Annotated in this window: 16 protein-coding genes; 3 read left to right on the top strand and 13 right to left on the bottom strand. The window is 66.9% G+C overall.

What is annotated here, in order from left to right; genetic code table 11:
- Positions 1-260 precede the first annotated feature (260 nt).
- Positions 261-1,328, top strand: coding sequence for a YeeE/YedE family protein (locus LHP98_RS14260; protein WP_227253209.1), 1,068 nt, complete (start codon positions 261-263; stop codon positions 1,326-1,328).
- A gap of 102 nt (positions 1,329-1,430) precedes the next feature.
- Here LHP98_RS14260 and LHP98_RS14265 read toward each other — a convergent pair whose 3' ends face one another.
- The 13 genes from LHP98_RS14265 to LHP98_RS14325 all read right to left on the bottom strand — a co-directional run bounded on the left by LHP98_RS14265 (position 1,431) and on the right by LHP98_RS14325 (position 13,132).
- Complete coding sequence (locus LHP98_RS14265) at positions 1,431-2,375, bottom strand: MBL fold metallo-hydrolase (protein WP_227253210.1); 945 nt, start codon at positions 2,373-2,375, stop codon at positions 1,431-1,433.
- Positions 2,375-3,277, bottom strand: coding sequence for an MBL fold metallo-hydrolase (locus LHP98_RS14270; protein WP_227253211.1), 903 nt, complete (start codon positions 3,275-3,277; stop codon positions 2,375-2,377). Before LHP98_RS14270 ends, LHP98_RS14265 begins: the two co-directional genes overlap by 1 nt.
- A gap of 63 nt (positions 3,278-3,340) precedes the next feature.
- A complete protein-coding gene (locus LHP98_RS14275) occupies positions 3,341-4,603 on the bottom strand; it encodes an NAD(P)/FAD-dependent oxidoreductase (RefSeq protein ID WP_227253212.1) in 1,263 nt (420 codons plus the stop codon).
- 59 nt (positions 4,604-4,662) lie between these two features.
- Complete coding sequence (locus LHP98_RS14280; protein WP_227253213.1) at positions 4,663-5,388, bottom strand: c-type cytochrome; 726 nt, start codon at positions 5,386-5,388, stop codon at positions 4,663-4,665.
- A 3-nt stretch (positions 5,389-5,391) separates the two neighbouring features.
- Positions 5,392-6,444 carry a c-type cytochrome gene (locus LHP98_RS14285; protein WP_227253214.1) on the bottom strand — a complete coding sequence of 351 codons (1,053 nt, stop codon included), beginning with the start codon at positions 6,442-6,444 and terminating at the stop codon, positions 5,392-5,394.
- On the bottom strand, positions 6,428-7,699 hold the full coding sequence (gene soxC, locus LHP98_RS14290) for a sulfite dehydrogenase (RefSeq protein WP_227253215.1): 1,272 nt from the start codon (positions 7,697-7,699) through the stop codon (positions 6,428-6,430). The genes LHP98_RS14285 and soxC overlap by 17 nt, the downstream gene beginning before the upstream one ends.
- Positions 7,700-7,719: 20 nt before the next feature.
- On the bottom strand, positions 7,720-9,411 hold the full coding sequence (soxB, locus tag LHP98_RS14295; protein ID WP_227253216.1) for a thiosulfohydrolase SoxB: 1,692 nt from the start codon (positions 9,409-9,411) through the stop codon (positions 7,720-7,722).
- Positions 9,412-9,518: 107 nt separating this feature from the next.
- Entirely contained in the window at positions 9,519-10,382 is an 864-nt protein-coding gene (soxA, locus tag LHP98_RS14300) for a sulfur oxidation c-type cytochrome SoxA (RefSeq protein WP_227253217.1), read from the bottom strand.
- Between the two features lie 27 nt (positions 10,383-10,409).
- Positions 10,410-10,739, bottom strand: coding sequence for a thiosulfate oxidation carrier complex protein SoxZ (gene soxZ / locus LHP98_RS14305; protein WP_227253218.1), 330 nt, complete (start codon positions 10,737-10,739; stop codon positions 10,410-10,412).
- A gap of 23 nt (positions 10,740-10,762) precedes the next feature.
- A complete protein-coding gene (gene soxY / locus LHP98_RS14310; protein WP_227253219.1) occupies positions 10,763-11,179 on the bottom strand; it encodes a thiosulfate oxidation carrier protein SoxY in 417 nt (138 codons plus the stop codon).
- A gap of 28 nt (positions 11,180-11,207) precedes the next feature.
- On the bottom strand, positions 11,208-11,681 hold the full coding sequence (soxX, locus tag LHP98_RS14315; protein ID WP_227253220.1) for a sulfur oxidation c-type cytochrome SoxX: 474 nt from the start codon (positions 11,679-11,681) through the stop codon (positions 11,208-11,210).
- Between the two features lie 132 nt (positions 11,682-11,813).
- Complete coding sequence (locus LHP98_RS14320; RefSeq protein ID WP_227253221.1) at positions 11,814-12,380, bottom strand: SoxW family protein; 567 nt, start codon at positions 12,378-12,380, stop codon at positions 11,814-11,816.
- 14 nt (positions 12,381-12,394) lie between these two features.
- Complete coding sequence (locus LHP98_RS14325) at positions 12,395-13,132, bottom strand: cytochrome c biogenesis CcdA family protein (RefSeq protein WP_227253222.1); 738 nt, start codon at positions 13,130-13,132, stop codon at positions 12,395-12,397.
- 84 nt (positions 13,133-13,216) lie between these two features.
- Between LHP98_RS14325 and LHP98_RS14330 the strand changes: the two genes are divergently transcribed.
- Together LHP98_RS14330 and LHP98_RS14335 are read left to right on the top strand one after the other, a co-directional pair.
- Complete coding sequence (locus LHP98_RS14330; RefSeq protein WP_227253223.1) at positions 13,217-13,609, top strand: thioredoxin family protein; 393 nt, start codon at positions 13,217-13,219, stop codon at positions 13,607-13,609.
- 57 nt (positions 13,610-13,666) lie between these two features.
- Entirely contained in the window at positions 13,667-14,032 is a 366-nt protein-coding gene (locus LHP98_RS14335; RefSeq protein ID WP_227253263.1) for an ArsR/SmtB family transcription factor, read from the top strand.
- Positions 14,033-14,073: the final 41 nt, after the last annotated feature.

Genomic DNA, 14,073 nt, shown 5'->3' on the forward strand with positions numbered 1-14,073 from the left:
CGCTTCCCGCGGCGGTCGGCAACCAGGACCCCGGTCTTTCCTTGCGCAACCGGGGCAGCCCAGACGGGCCCCAGTCTTTGGCCACAGCGACCCCGCGCATCGCAAAAAGCCTGCTCTTGCGTCTTGGAAGATGCTATCTCATGCAGGAAAGAAGCTGGTCTTTCGGGATCGTAGCGCAGGGGAAAGCGTCGCGCCCGGGTCACATCGACCCTGACCGCAGCGCCGGACGACTGCCTTCGCGGGACCAGCGGGAGGTGCGAATGGATCTGCTGCCGCTGCTGGACCACTTCGACGAAGCCGAGCTTGCGGCCCTGATGGGGCTGCTGACCGGTGCCGTCTTCGGGTATGCGGCCCAGCGGTCATCGTTCTGTCTGCGCGCGGCGACGGTTGAGTTCGCCCGGGGCCGGATGGGGCCGCGGGTTGCGGTCTGGCTGCTGACGTTCTCGACCGCACTGATCTGGGTGCAGGGCGCGCAGGTGCTCGGCCTGTTCCGGGCGGAAGATGCCCGCATGATGGCCGTCGCCGGGTCCTGGTCGGGCGCGGCCATCGGCGGGCTGATGTTCGGCGCGGGGATGGTGCTGGCGCGCGGCTGCTCGGGGCGGCTTCTGGTGCTGGCGGCGACCGGCAACCTAAGGTCGGTGGTGTCGGGCCTGATCTTCGCCGTGGTGGCGCAGATGTCGCTGCACGGCTGGCTGGCGCCGCTGCGCGGGTGGCTGGCAGGTCTTTGGGTCACGCCGGGCGGGCAGAACGTGGACCTTCTGGCGATGATCTCGCTTCCCAAAGAGGCGGGCCTGCTGATCGGCCTGGCCTTCGCCCTGCCGGCCTTCTGGCTGGTGGTGCGCAACCGGATTGCCTGGTCGACGGTGGTCTTCGCCTCGGGCGTGGGCTTTGCCGTCGCGCTGGGGTGGGTGCTGACCTTCAGCCTCAGCCAGGTGGCGTTCGAGCCGGTCAGCGTGACCTCGGCCACCTTCTCGGGGCCGTCGGCCAATACGCTGATGTTCTTCCTGACCGAGAACCCGGTGCTGGATTTCGACATCGGGCTGGTGCCGGGGGTGTTCCTGGGGGCCTTTCTTGCGGCGGCGGTGCGGCGCGAGTTCCGGTTCCAGGGCTTCGACGGGGAAAGCCAGATGCGGCGGTCGATGTTCGGGGCGGTGCTGATGGGGTTCGGAGCCATGCTGGCGGGGGGCTGCGCGATTGGGGCGGGGGTCACCGGCGGGTCGATCTTCGTGGCGACGGCCTGGCTGGCGCTTCTTTGCATGTGGATCGGGGCGGTCATCACCGACCGGATGGTGGACCAGCTAGGCGGGCGGGTGCCGGCGCCGATTTGAGGTGTCCCATGATGGGACACCATCTCGGCTGAACGAGTCCAATGGCTTGCGCGCGGACTTTAACCGAATCTTAAGATTCGGCGCAGCCGCAGGGCACCAGGCTCACTCGAACTCCATCTCGGAGAACACCACGCCGGCGTTCCTGGTGGCCAGTTCCTCGAAGGTGTCGAGGTGCTGCCAGCGCGACTGGTCCACGTAATAGGCGCCCGCCAGATCGCCGCCTTCGTCGATGTGCGCGGCGATCTTTTCGCGCAGGTCGGCCACGTAGTCGCGGGTGTAGCGGGTGACCTGCGCCAGGTTGGTGGGGTGGCCGTGGCCCGGGATCACATAGGTCGGCGCCAGCGGCGCGAACTTCGTCTCCCAGGTCTCGATCCAGCAGGAGGTGCAGGTGCCTTCGAAGATCGGCGGCATGCGTTCGTGAAAGGCGATGTCGCCGGCGATCATCATCGACCACTGCGGAATCCAGACCTGGGTGTCGCCGGGCGAATGGGCCGGGCCAAGGTGCAGCACCTGCACGGTGACCTCGCCCAGGATGATGGTCTTCTCGTCGGTGAAGGTCTCGGTCGGCGCCACCACGGTGGTGCCTTCGGCGTTCTCGCGGGCGTAGCCGCGCAGCGCGATCAGCGCCTGGTCGCCGGTTTCCGCGAATTCGGCGGCGGCCTCTTCCTGGGCAAGGATCGGCACACCCTGCGCCGCCCAGTAGCTGTTGCCCAGCATCGAATGGCCCTGGCCGTTCTCGTTCACCACCAGTTTCACCGGCTGGTCGGTGACGGCGCGGATCTCGGCGTGCATCGCCTCGGCCAATTTCCACGACGCGCCGCCGTTCACGACAATCACCCCGTCACCGGTGACGATGAAGGACAGGTTGTTGTTGTGCCCGGCGTTTTCATAGGTGGGCGGCGCGGTGGCGCCGATGGCGGAGAAGACGTGCGGGATCACCTCAACCGGTTTCGAGTAGAGGACCGAGCCGGGATATTGGTCGGGGATGTCTTCAGACGCGAAGGCCGCAGAGGACATGAGGCAGGCGGCAAGGGTCAGGCGCAGCATCACAGATCCTCGACGAAACGATAGCCGGTGTCGGCCTTTTCGGCCCGGCCGATGCCGCCGCCGGGCAGGTGGTAGCCGATGATGGCGTGCTGATCGGCCGTCAGCCGGTCCAGCAGCGCGACGCGGGTGGCGGCGGCCAGATTCTTGTCCTGGTCCGAGCCGCTGGCCCAGTCGGGGCGCTCAAAACCGACGTGATGGTTGCCGATGCAATCGCCCAGAACCATGGCCGGCGTCGGGCCGGCAATCTCAAAGGCCAGGTGGCCGGGGGTGTGGCCCGGCGTCAGGCGGGCGGCGATGCCGGGAATCGGTTCTTCGGCATCGGCCAGCAGGCGGACGCTATCGGCAATGACGGCCAGCCTGCGGGCGGCGCCGACGGCAAAGGTGGTGCGCGCCTCACCGATGCTGGCCACGGTATCGGGGTTGGTCCAGTAGTCGAACTCGGCCTGGCCGATCATGTGCTGGGCATTGGGGAACACGGGTTCGTCGAAGTCGTCCAGCAGGCCCCAGAGGTGGTCGGGGTGGGCATGGGTGAAGAGGACATGGGTCACGTCCTCTGGGGTCAGGTCAAGGGCGGAGAGCGCCTCGAGCAGCTTGCCGGCGGTGGGCTGGAAATCGGGGCCGGAGCCTGCGTCGAACAGCACCGTATTGGTGCCGTCGCGCAGAAGGGTGACGTTGCAGGGCGGCGTCAGCCGGTCGGTCGGCAGGCCGTATTTCGCGACGATGGCCTGCATCTCGTCCTGCGGCATGCCGCCCAGGATGAAGTCGCCGGGCAGGACAAGGCTGCCGTCGGACAGCGTATCGATCTGCACGCTGCCCAGAGTCAGCGTGCTGGCGGCCCAAAGCTGGCGGGGCGCGGCAAGGGCCGCGGCGGCGGCGGTCAGAAGGAAGCGGCGGGTCAGCATGGGCCGGGCCTTTCCGGGAAGGCTGCGGGCGCACGGAGAGGCGCCCGCAGGTCAGGCGGCAGGTCAGCCGAAGATGTCGGCGGTGATCCCGGCATACCAGCCGAGCGATTCCTCGTAGGTCGCCTTGCGCAGGGCGGCGTCTTCGCCGGTCGCCGAGATGAAGCTGTCGACCGAGGCGATCTTTTCCGGCGTGGGTTCATACGAGGCGCCGACCTTCACGCCGTCGTCGGTGTCGATCAGCGACCAGCAGGTGTTGGTGTACTTGGCCGGAAAGACCTTGGAGCCGGTCAGTTCGCCCCGGATCGCCATTGCGGCGACCTTGGCCTGCGAATTGGCCGAGAAGGCGGATTTCGGCATGTCGCCCTGGGCGGCGGCATCGCCCAGCACCCAGATGTTTTCATCGGCCTTGGCCTTCATGCTGTCGGGATGCACCGGCGCCCAGCCGCTGTCATCGGTCACCCCGGCGAGGGCCGCGATCTTGCCGGCGACCTGGCCGGGAATGACGTTGCAGACATCGACCTTCTGCGCCTCGCCCTCGACCACGACCTCCATCGTGTCGGGGCGCACCTCGACCGCGCCGCCGCCGAAGTCGGGGCCGACCCATTCGACCATGCCGTCGTAGTGCTTGCCCCAGCCTTCCTCGAACAGCGGCTGCTTCGAGAACTTGTCCTTGGGGTCCAGGATCAGGATCTTGGCGGTGGGGTTCGTCGCCTTGAGCACATGGGCGACCATGGAGATGCGTTCGTAAGGCCCGGGCGGGCAGCGGTAGGGGTTGGGCGGCGCGACCATGGCGAAGGTGCCGCCTTGCGGCATTTCCTCGACCATCTTCTTCAGCAGCTGGGTCTGCGGGCCGGCCTTGTAGGCATGCGGCATGATCTCGGCGGCGTCCAGCGACCAGCCGGGAACCGAGCCGTCCTTGAAGTCGATGCCGGGCGACAGCACCAACCGGTCATAGGGCAGCACCTGGCCGCCGGCCAGGGTGACGGTCCTGGCGGCGCGGTCCACCGCGGTGGCCATGTCGTTGATCACGGTGATGCCGGCGCCGGCCAGCTTGTCATAGCCGTGCTGCAGGCTTTCGAATTCGCGGAAGCCGCCGATGTAGAGGTTGGAAAAGAAGCAGGTGGTGTAGATCGGGTTGGCGTCGATGAGCGTCACCTCGACCGCGCCCTCGCTGTCCTTGGCGATGTAGCGGGCGCAGGTGGCGCCCCCTGCCCCGCCGCCGATGACCACCACCTTGGCCTTGGCCTGGCCCCAGACCGTGGGGGCCGCGAGAAATGCGCCAGTGGCAAGGCCGGTGGCGATGAAATGCCGTCTGTTCAGGGTCATGCGGGGGCTCCTCCGGGATGTAGGGTTGGGCGGCGCAGTTGGCTCTGCGCGCGTGGGCTTCAGTCGAGTGTGGCGAAATAGGCCGCCAGTGCCGCGATCTCTTCTTCGGTCAGGCGGCCGGCCATCATCTGCATCACCGGATGCGGCCGCAGCTTCTGCTTGTAGGCGTGCATGGCGATGACGAAATCCTCGACCGGCCATTGGGTGATCGAGGGGATGCCCTGGTCGCTGCCGTCGCGCTGGTGGCAGGTCTGGCATTCGGACGAGAGGTATTCGCCGTATTCCGGGTCGCCCTCGATGGCCAGCACGGTGGGCGACAGGTCGGGGTCGGTCTTGCGGGCGGTGGGTTCGGCCTCGGGGATGTTCTGCGGCTTGTCGGACCATTCGCGCAGGAAGGCCAGCAGGGCCGCGCGGGCCTCGGGGTCCGCCATGCCCCTGTAGGCCATGCGGGTGCCCGAGACCAGCGCCTTGGGGTTCTCGATGTAGGGGTCCAGGGTTTCCAGCGTCCAGGTCAGCCCGTCGGCGCCCATGCGGGCCATCGACCTGGAATAGGCGTAATCCGGAACGCTTGCGGCGCGGCGGCCGAAGAGGCCGGTCAGCCGCGGGCCGACGCGGTTCTGCGCCTGGGCCCCGATCTGGTGGCAGGCACTGCACTGGCGCTGGAACAGGGTCGCGCCGCGTTCGGCATCGCCGATTGCCTCGGCCGGGGCCGGAGCCGGGGCCAGAGCCGGGGCCAGTCCGGCCGCCAGCCCGGCAAGCGTTGCAAGGATCGCGGCCCGGCGCATCGGCTATCCGCCGAAGGTGGCGAGATAGGCGATGACCGCCGCACGGTCTTCGGGTTTCTTCAGGCCCGCGAAGGACATCTTGTTCTTGGGGATATAGCCCTTGGGATCGGCCAGATAGGCGTCGATGGTGGCGGCATCCCAGACCAGACCGGCCGCGCCCTTCTCGGCCATCGGTTTGGAATACTTGAAGCCTTCGCCGGTTCCGGCGGTGCGGCCGATCACGCCGTTCAGCACCGGCCCGGTCGAGTTCTTGGCCCCCTCGCCAAGTCTGTGGCAGGCCGAGCAGACCTTGAACACCTTTTCTCCGGCCGCGACCAGCGCCTGGTCTGCGCCGGCGGCGGGCGGCGCGGACGAAGCCTCGGCCGGGGCAGCCGGGGCGGCGGCCGTGACCAGCGGCAGCGAACCCGCCGGCCGGCCGTCGGGGTCTTCGGGCGTGACGTTCAACTCGATGGCGCGCTTGGTCACCTGCGGCGGCGCGGAGCGGCAGCTTTCCATGCAGGGCTGCACCGTGAACAGCGGGTATTCGCTTTGTGCCCGGTCGTCGGGGTAGAAGCCATCGGCGTTGGGCAGGGTGACGGTGGTGAAATTCTCTTTCGAAAGCTCGAAGTCGTCTTCGACCAGGCCATTGGAATACAGCAGGAAGGCCGCGATGGCATAGGTCTCGTCGGTGGTCACCGTCTGCGCCGAGCCGAAGGGCATCGAGCGGTGGACGTAGTCGAAGACGGTCGAGAGATGCGGCCAGTAGCTGCCGATGGTCTTGACCGGCCGCGCGTCGGTCAGCGTGCCCGCCCCCCCGGCCAGCACCGGCCAGGCATCCAGGCCTTCGGCAAACTCGCCGTGGCAGGTGGCGCATTTCTCGGCAAACACCTCTTCGCCGGTCAGCACGTCGCCGCTGCCTTCCGGCAGGCCGGTGCCGTCGGGCAGAACGGCCAGGTCCCAGGCGGCGACTTCCTCGGGCAGGGCGGGCCGGCCAAGGCCCAGCTTGTCGGCCAGCGCGGGGCCCGCAAGGCAGGCCGCAGCGACCGAGGCCAGCAGAAGGTCACGCGATCTCGACATTCTCGACCTCCCCATCCGGCTTGACCCACCAGGTCTGGATGGCGTTGTTGTGGTAAACGTTGTTCACGCCGCGAATGGCGCGGAGCGCGTCCTTGGTGGGCTGGACATAGCCGGTCTCGTCGGTGCAGCGGGACATCAGGAACATCTCTGACCCATCCCAGTTCAGGTCGAAATGGAACCGGGTCAGCGCCTTGGCCTTGACCTCGCCCGACAGCCGCGCCGGAACCCAGGTGTTGCCGCCGTCAATCGAGACATCCACGGCGGTCACCTTGCCAAGGCCGCTCCAGGCCAGGCCGGTGATGACCAGCGGCCCGGCGCCGTGGCGGATGGGGGCCTGCGGGCTGGGCGAGGTGATCACCGACTTTGCGTCCATGATCCAGGTCCATTTCCGCGCCCGGCCGTCCGGCATCAGGTCGGTGTATTTCGAGGTCTCCTCGCGGCTTTCCACCGCCTGATCATAGACCCCGATGCGGCGCAACCACTTGATCCACATGTTGCCTTCGAAGCCCGGCACGACCAGCCGGACCGGGTAGCCATGTTCCTTGCGCAGCGCCTCGCCATTGGCGAAGAAGGCGACCATGACGTCGTCCAGCGCCTTTTCCAGCGGCATCGAGCGGCCGTTCGAGGATGCGTCGGCGCCTTCGGCATAGATCCACTTGCCTTCGGGTTTCACCCCCGCCTCGGCCAGAAGGTCGCGCAGCATGACCCCGGTGTATTCCATGTTGTGGATCATGCCCTGGGTGAACTGGCAGCCCTCAAGCTGCGCCCCGCCCCATTCCATGCCGCCATTGGCCGCGCATTCGCAGAAGGCGGTCAGGACGTGGCGGGGAAACCGGGTCAGGTCTTCGTAGGTGAAGACCAGCGGCGTTTCCACCAGGCCGTTGATCATCAGCCGGTAGTCGGGTTTTGACAGTTCGATGGCGCCCGAGTGGTGCCGTTCGAAAGCGCAGCCCTGCGGGGTGATGGTGCCTTCAAGCGCGTGGATCGGCGTGAAGTTGATCGACGAGGCGGTGCTTTCGGTCAGCCATTCGACGTTGCGGCGCACGACATGGGATTCGAATTCGATCGGCATCCCGTAGGGCGTGGCATCCACCGGGTCGCCGAAGGCCGAGGCCCAGGGCTGCACTTCGGTGATCAGCGGGTCGGGGTCGGCGGCGCGGGCCACGCTGGCGCCGGCCACCAGCCCCGCCCCGGCCAGCGCCGAGTGCCGCAGAAAGGCGCGGCGGGAGGGTCCGGTCTGCGGGTCGTCGGACATTTACGAACGCTCCTTCGGTTTCATATCCCGGTCACGCGGACCGAGGTGTTCGGGTCAAGCCGGACGGTGCCCAGCTTGCGGACATGGGCTTCGACCACGTCCCAGATCTGCGGGCCTTCGGTGCCCTCGTTGACCGAGGCCCAGCCGGCGACGGTGTAGGACTTCGCCGCGTCGATCGCCTCGCCGGTGCCGGACAGCGTCATCTCGGAGATGCGGTTGCCGATCGGCTGCGACACGTCGCAGGCAAAGCCCATGCCGCCGACGCGCACCATGTCGCCGCCCTGCTGATAGTAGGGGTCGGTGTTGAAGATGTTGTCGGCGACGTCTTCGAGGATGGTCTTGAGCATCTCGCCGGTCATTTCGGACCGGTAGACCTGGCCGTAGGTCATCGAGGTGACGTTGTGGATGTCTTCGCGGGTGATGGCGTCGCCGGGCAGCAGCGACGGCCCCCAGCGCACGCCGGGCGACAGGGCGATCTGGGCATCACGCTCGCTGCGGACGGCGTTGCATATCAGGTCATCCCAGGTGCCCTGGAAGTTGCCGCGGCGGTAAAGCAGGCTTTCGGTGCTGCCGATCTGCTCTTCCAGTTGCGCCTTGAAGGGCGCGCGCTCGGCGTCGATCAGGGCCGACATTTCGGGGTCGGGCGTGATGACGTCGGCGAAGATCGGGATCAGCTTGTGGCGGAAGCCCATCATCCGCCCGTCGCGGACGTCGAGGTCCAGCCGGCTGACGAACTTGCCGTTCGAGCCGCTGGCGATCAGGATGGTATCGCCGATGATCACCGGTTCGGGCACCGCGTCGTGGGTGTGGCCGGTCAGGATCACGTCGATGCCGGTGACGCGCGACACCATCTTGCGGTCAACGTCAAAGCCGTTGTGCGACAGGCAGACCACCAGATCGACGCCGTCGGCGCGGACCTCGTCCACCAGTTCCTGCATGCGCTCTTCACGGATACCGAACGAATATTCGGGAAACATCCATTTCGGGTTGGCGATCGGCATGTAGGGGAAGGCCTGGCCGATGACGGCGACGCGCAGGCCGGCGGTTTCGAAGATCTTGTAGGGTTCGAAGGCGGGCTCGTCCCATTCGGCATCGAAGATGTTGGCGCCAAGGAAGGGGAACGGCAGCGTCTCGACGATTTCCTTCACCCGTTCGGTGCCAAGGGTCCATTCCCAGTGGCTGGTCATCGCCTGAACCCCCAGCAGGTTCATGGCGTTCACCATGTCCTGACCGCGGGTCAGCAGGCTGGTCATCGAGCCGTGCCAGGTGTCGCCGCCGTCCAGCAGAATGCTGTCGGGCCGGGCGGCGCGGATCGACTTGACCACGGTCGCCACCCGGTCAAGGCCGCCCATCTTGCCATAGGCGCGACCAAGGGCGGCGAAATCCTCATGCGTCAGGGCATAGGCTTCGGGGCTGCCGGGGGCGATGCCGAACATGTCAAGGAAGGCGCGGCCGACGACATGCGGCGGCACGCCCTTCGCCGCGCCGACGCCGATGTTCCATTCCGGCTCGCGGAACCAGACCGGTTTCAGTTGCGCATGCAGGTCGGTAATGTGGATCAGCGTGAGATTGCCGAAATCGTCGAACTGCAGCAGTTGATCTTGCGTCAGGGCCTGCTGGGCCGCCAGCCGCGACCAGGTGCCGAAGCCCGAGGCGCCGACGATGGCCGAGGCGGCAAGCGAGGCCTGCAGGAATTCGCGCCGGGTGATCATCCGGGTCTCCTTGGCAAAGCGGGACAGGGCGACCGGACGCGCCGGCGCAGCGGGGTTGGGAAAGGACGAAGCTGCGGCCACCGGGGAGGACGGCGGCCGCAGGGGGCCTAGTGACGGACCGAGACGCCCTCGACCGTCAGGCCATTTCCGCGCGAGGCAACGTAAAGCTCCAGCGCCTTGAACTCGTCCGAGTTGGGCTTGAAGGTTTCGGCGCGGGTGTCGCGGACGCAGCCGACAAAGCGCTGCTGCGCCGTCAGGATGCCCGAATCCTTGAGCCGGTAGGCCGGGAAGCCGTTGATCTGGCCCTGGCTCAGGTGGTCGGCGCGGATCATCTTGCCCTGATACTGCTCATGGCACGAGGCGCAGGCCATTTCGAGCTGGCCGTAGCGGGTGTAGTAGATTTCCTTGCCCTTTTCCCAGAACGGTGCCGCCGCCCCGTCGATGGCGACGTTGACCGCCATGCCGCGCGACTGCATCGAGATCAGCGCCACGATGTCCTTCATCTTGTCGCCGGTCCAACCCCAGGCTTCGAGACCCATCCGTTCGGTCACGCACAGGTCGATGTAGTTCTCGACCGTCATCAGCGCGCCGGTCTTTTCGTCCACCCGCGGCGTCACCGCGCGCAGGCCCGCCATGGTTTCCGGCCCCTGGTGGCAGCCCATGCAGCTTTCGCCGTTCTTGCCCAGGGCCTTGTTCCAGGTGTCCAGGCCACGGTCCACGAAGACCATGCCGGGATTGTCGAAGTCGTCGCGCTGCAGATCGCGGGTCTCGTCCTCGCGATACAGCCAGCCCGAGTAGATGACCGCCATCTTGTCCTTGATGTGGTCGGGCGCCGGGGCGCTGGTGACGAACTCGATGGCGCCGTCATCGGTTTCGACCACCAGCTTGTCGTCGACCGGATCGGCGGAAGCCGCGCCCGAAAGGGCAAGGCCAAGGGCCAGAACGGCCCAGGATGTGACGCTGCGGTGCATGCCGTTCCCTCCCTCTGCCATGTCCGCTCAGGCGACTTCGATCGGCTTGGTGTCTTCGTAGACCGAGCCGTCGTCGTCATACCAGGTGAACTTGAACTCGCCCGCCGCGTCGACACGCGCGTCGAATTCGAAGTAGGGGTTGGTCGACACGGCCGGGTCGATCGCCACGTCCACCACGTTCACGCCGTTCAACTCGCAGGTGAAGCGGTTGATGATCGAGCGCGGGATCAGGTTGCCTTCGGCATCCTTGCGCTGGCCGGATTCCATCTTGTGGCTGATCAGCGCCTTGATGGTGACGACTTCGCCGGCGGCGGCCGACTTCGGCACCTTCACGCGGGGTTTTGCATCATCTGCCATGGGTTCTCTCCTGTTTCCTGACCTCAGCCGCCGCAGCCGCCGATGGTGACCTTGACGGTGGCCTGCGCCTGGACGATCGAGCCATCGGCCATCCTGGCCATGGCGATCACATCCTGGGTCTTGGCCAGGCGGATGCGGGTGGCGGCGCGCTGGCTGCCCGCCGCGGGGCCGAAGGTGAAGGTGGCAACCGCCGGCTCGGGGTTGCCCGAGGCCAGCAGCATGATCGCCACGGCACCCGGCGCATCCACCTCGACCGGCACGGTATTGCCGTTCTCGGCGATCTCGGGCGTGGTCAGGGTGATGCCGCCGGTGCCGGCAGCGGCGCCACCGGTGAAGGCGGAGGTCAGTTCTTCGACGGTGGCGGCAAGGCTGGCACCGGGCATCGCCACGGCCAGCCCCGACAGGGCCAGCCAGAGCGCTTCGCGTCTTGAAAGGGTCATGTGCTTCTCCATCAGCTAGCGGGGCCTGTCACTGCTTCAGCGTGACCAGATAGGACAGGACGTCCTCGATCTGCTGCGCGGTCAGGATCGGCGGCAGGTCGCCTTCGGGCGCCTTGCCGGAATAGGCGGCACCGGGGCGGATGAAGCCCTCGGTCTTGTAGAAGGCCGGCATGAAGCTGGCCTCGAAGGTCATCTTCGAATTGACGAGGATGCCGCGCAGTTGCGCTTCGGTGTAGCGGCTGGCGGCGCCGTCCAGCGCCGGGCCGATGTTGCCCGGGAACTGGACATTCGGCAGCGCCGCGACGGTGTGGCAGGCCACGCAATTGCCCAGCGCGTTGGTGGTCATCACCTTCACGCCCTCTTCCGGGTTGCCCGGCGTGCCGGTCAGCGAAGCCTCGATGGCCCCCTCGACGAAGGACAGGTCCTTGGGCGCAATTTCACAGACAGCGGGCGACGCGGCGCACAAAGCCACCGCGGCAGCCAGCCAGGAACGGCTGGTCATCGTGATCCTCCCTCAGTTCTCCCTGACCTTGACGATAAGCAAGGAGTCCCACCTCACGCAACATAAATATTAGCATCCGTGAATATTCCTATGTTCATTTGTATAGCAAGGACTTGCCGGCGGCTGCTGCAGTCAGTTGCCGGCGTTCATCTGCTCGGCGACGAATTTCTGGAAGTTCTCGCCGGTGTCATAGCCGTGGTCGCGGACCCAGATCAGCAGCGCCTTGGTGGTGCCCTTGCCAAAGGCGCCGGGCATCATCGCGACGGCGGCGTCGGCGGCGGTCTGGCCCTCGGGCACGGTCTCGGGCAGGAAGATCAGGGTGGGCGTGAACATCACGCCCCAGCGCATCGCCATGTCCTTTTCGGTCAGCACGGTGCCGTCGAAATCGGTCACCTCGACATCGCCGAAGAGGTTGAGCTGGACCACGAAGTAATGCTCGAGGATCAGCGCCTCGATGGCGGGATCGGGGAACACCTCTTCGTGCATCTTGGTGCAGTAGATGCAGCCGCGCTGTTCATAGGTCACCAGCAGGCGCTTGCCTTCCGCATTGGCCTCGGCCAGATCTTCGCGCAGGTCCTTGAAGGTTTCGCGCAGCCAGGCCGGCTTGTGCAGGCCGTCGTCGCCCAGGTCCACGGCAAGCGCGGGCGAGGCGGCCAAGGTCAAGGCCAGGGCGACGAAAAGGGTTTTCAGGCGGATCATGGCAATGGCTCCGGTCATGTCAGGGTTGCGGACCAGTCGAAGGTCTGGATCAACCATTCGGCAATGAGGTTGACCGAGTTGGTGGCGATCAGGATGCCGAAGACGATGAGCATCACCCCCATCGCCTTTTCGACATGGCCCATCAGCGCGCGGTGGCGGGCGACCCAGGCCAGGAACGGCCCGGCGAACAGCGCCGCCGCCACGAAGGGCAAGGTCATCGACAGGCCATAGACCAGAAGCAGCAGGCCGCCGCGCCACAGTTCTCCCATGCCGCTGGCGACCATCAGGATGGCGGCCAGGGCCGGGCCGACGCAGGGTGTCCAGCCAAAGCCGAAGGCCAGGCCCATGACATAGGCGCCGATCAGGGTGGTGGGCCGGGTTTCGGTCTGCACCCGCGCTTCGCGATACAGCAGGCCGATCTTCAGCACGCCCAGGAAATGCAGGCCGAAGACGATCAGCACGCCGCCGGCCACCCAGGACAGGGTGTCTTTCCACTGCGCGAAGCTGCGCCCCAGCGCGGTGGCGCCGAGGCCCAGCAGAACGAAGATCGTCGTCACGCCAAGGGCAAACAGCACCGCCTGGATCACCAGACGGCCCCTGGCCCCCGGCGCGACGGTGCCGCCGTCGCGCAGTTCCTTGACCGTCAGACCGGCCATGTAGGACAGGTAGAACGGCACCATGGGCAGGATGCAGGGCGACAGGAACGACAACAGCCCCGCCAGCGCCGCGCCGCCAAAGCTGACGTCCAGCATCGCCCCCTCTCCCCTTGAAGCGGTGCCTTGCCGAAGCGGCAAAGTTACATTAGCATATTTCTATGTTCATATGAGGCTGTCAACATGGCCTTTCGCTTTGCGGTTGCACTGGCGATCCTGCCCCTGGGGGTGACCGGCGCCGGCGCGGCCGGGCTGGAGCTGCTGATGTTCGAACAGCCCGGCTGCATCTACTGCGCCCGCTGGACCGAAGAGGTCGGCCCGGAATATCCCCTGACCGCCGAAGGCCGGGCCGCCCCGCTGCGCCGGCTGCAACTTCGCGACCCTCTGCCAGAGGGGCTGTCGATCGGCGCCCCGCCGGTGTTCACGCCAACCTTCGTGCTGGTCGCCGACGGGGTGGAAACCGGCCGGATCGAGGGCTATCCGGGCGAGGATTTCTTCTGGCCGCTGCTGGCCGACCTGATCGAAAAGGCGCCCCGGACGGCGCCCGGGGCGGCGCTTGATGCGGCCGCGGACTGAGGTTTCGATTGCCGTCCGCCGCGGCAGGCGGCAAGAAGGGGCACGGTGCATCGGATCATGGAATTGGCAGACCTCGGCAATCCGTTCGACACGACCGCCCCGCCCGCGGGGCTGGAAGCACTGGTCGACCGGGCCGAGGCGGCGTCGAACTTTCTCAAGGCGCTGGGCCATGACGGGCGGCTGACCATCCTGTGCCACCTGCTGCGCGCGCCGCACAGCGTGACCCAGCTGGAGAACCTGTTGTCGTCGCGCCAGGCGGTGGTCAGCCAGCAACTGGCGCGGCTGCGGCTGGAGGGGCTGGTCTCGGCCCGGCGCGAGGGTCAGACCATCATCTATTCGCTGCTTGACCCGAAGGTGGCAGAGATGATCCGGTTGCTGTGCAGTCTCTATGGCGACCCGGCACAAGACCGGACGCAAGGCTGACCCGCCGCCGTTCGCAAGCGCGGCGGCAGACAGGAGGAGAG

The sequence above is a fragment of the Rhodobacter sp. Har01 genome (assembly GCF_020564565.1).
Lineage (GTDB): Bacteria > Pseudomonadota > Alphaproteobacteria > Rhodobacterales > Rhodobacteraceae > Pseudogemmobacter.

Coding starts and splice junctions, on each gene's coding strand:
- soxB (WP_227253216.1), bottom strand. CDS start 9,411: ATGATCACCCGGCGCGAATTCCTGCAGGCCTCGCTTGCCGCCTCGGCC.
- LHP98_RS14285 (WP_227253214.1), bottom strand. CDS start 6,444: ATGTCGAGATCGCGTGACCTTCTGCTGGCCTCGGTCGCTGCGGCCTGC.
- LHP98_RS14280 (WP_227253213.1), bottom strand. CDS start 5,388: ATGCGCCGGGCCGCGATCCTTGCAACGCTTGCCGGGCTGGCGGCCGGA.
- LHP98_RS14260 (WP_227253209.1), top strand. CDS start 261: ATGGATCTGCTGCCGCTGCTGGACCACTTCGACGAAGCCGAGCTTGCG.
- LHP98_RS14270 (WP_227253211.1), bottom strand. CDS start 3,277: ATGCTGACCCGCCGCTTCCTTCTGACCGCCGCCGCCGCGGCCCTTGCC.
- soxX (WP_227253220.1), bottom strand. CDS start 11,681: ATGACCAGCCGTTCCTGGCTGGCTGCCGCGGTGGCTTTGTGCGCCGCG.
- LHP98_RS14275 (WP_227253212.1), bottom strand. CDS start 4,603: ATGACCCTGAACAGACGGCATTTCATCGCCACCGGCCTTGCCACTGGC.
- LHP98_RS14335 (WP_227253263.1), top strand. CDS start 13,667: ATGGAATTGGCAGACCTCGGCAATCCGTTCGACACGACCGCCCCGCCC.
- LHP98_RS14265 (WP_227253210.1), bottom strand. CDS start 2,375: ATGCTGCGCCTGACCCTTGCCGCCTGCCTCATGTCCTCTGCGGCCTTC.
- soxY (WP_227253219.1), bottom strand. CDS start 11,179: ATGACCCTTTCAAGACGCGAAGCGCTCTGGCTGGCCCTGTCGGGGCTG.
- LHP98_RS14320 (WP_227253221.1), bottom strand. CDS start 12,380: ATGATCCGCCTGAAAACCCTTTTCGTCGCCCTGGCCTTGACCTTGGCC.
- soxZ (WP_227253218.1), bottom strand. CDS start 10,739: ATGGCAGATGATGCAAAACCCCGCGTGAAGGTGCCGAAGTCGGCCGCC.
- soxC (WP_227253215.1), bottom strand. CDS start 7,699: ATGTCCGACGACCCGCAGACCGGACCCTCCCGCCGCGCCTTTCTGCGG.
- LHP98_RS14325 (WP_227253222.1), bottom strand. CDS start 13,132: ATGCTGGACGTCAGCTTTGGCGGCGCGGCGCTGGCGGGGCTGTTGTCG.
- LHP98_RS14330 (WP_227253223.1), top strand. CDS start 13,217: ATGGCCTTTCGCTTTGCGGTTGCACTGGCGATCCTGCCCCTGGGGGTG.
- soxA (WP_227253217.1), bottom strand. CDS start 10,382: ATGCACCGCAGCGTCACATCCTGGGCCGTTCTGGCCCTTGGCCTTGCC.